General features: G+C 65.7%; 1 protein-coding gene. It reads left to right on the top strand.

Features of this window, described 5'->3' with window-relative positions:
- Positions 1–37: 37 nt before the first annotated feature.
- The coding region (locus tag IQ254_RS31225; protein ID WP_193970015.1) for an IS5 family transposase at positions 38–1,041 on the top strand (1,004 nt) is incomplete at its 3' end.

The following is a 1,041-nucleotide window of genomic DNA, read 5'->3' as shown; positions in this document are numbered from 1 at the left end:
GGCTACACTTGCGGCACCGTCCGTGAAGTGGCAGCACATGAGCGCAGCAGGCCGCCCCCGCAAGCTGGACCAGACCCATCTGACCGTTTTGAAGGAGATCGTCGAGGACGATTGCCTTTCGACGGTCTCCGAGGTTGCAACCGAGTTTGCGCGGCGCACAGGGCTTGAGGTCCATGTGGGCACCGTACGCTCTGCGTTGAAGCGCGCGGGAATCGAGCGCAGGACTCCCCGTGCAGTGGCTGACGCGGATTCCAAACCCGCCCCTTCCACGCCTCGCTACGGCTACACAGATGCCCATCGACGGCTTGCCCCTGAGCAGGCCTACCCAAGTTGTCTCACGGATGCGGAGTGGGCATTGGTGCAGGACATTTTCAGCAACGAGGGCGGCCGCGGCCTGCCGCCGCGTTACGCGCGGCGTTCCTTGGTCGACGCGTGTTGCTACGTCGTCCGGACCGGGTGCGCGTGGCGCATGCTGCCGCGGGAGTTTCCACGTTGGCAGAACGTCTATCGCACCTTTCGGCGGTGGAGCGAGCAGGGCAAGTTCGAGCGGATGAACGACGTCCTGCGCGGCATGTGGCGTGCCCGAGAGGAGCGCCCCGAGGCGCCGACTGCGGCGATCATCGATGCGCAGTCCACGCGAGGCTCCCCCCAAGGCGGCGACCTTGGCTTCGACGCAGGCAAGAAGGTCAAGGGACGCAAGCGCCATCTGGTCGTGGACACGCTGGGTTTGTTGCTGGCAGTCAGCGTGACCGCCGCCAGCGTGCAGGATCGCGATGGCGCCCACCCGGTGGTCGCGTCAGCGATGTCCAAGCATCCGCAGATCCAGACGCTGTATGCGGATGGCGGTTACGCGGGCCAGTGTGCGCAGACGGTCTCACAGTCCCACGGCATCACGGTCCAAGTGGTTCGCAGCGCTGCTCGATCAGCCTGCTGGGTCATGCCCGACCAGCTCGACCTGTTCGAGTCTCCGGCCAAGGCCAAGGGATTCATTGCGATCGCCAAGCGCTGGATCGTGGAGCGGACGCACGCGTGGAACGAGCG

The organism is Nodosilinea sp. LEGE 07088 (assembly GCF_015207395.1).
Classification (GTDB): domain Bacteria; phylum Cyanobacteriota; class Cyanobacteriia; order Phormidesmidales; family Phormidesmidaceae; genus Nodosilinea.
Note: the sequence above shows the minus strand (reverse complement) of the source record. Positions and strands in the feature narration are given on the sequence as shown.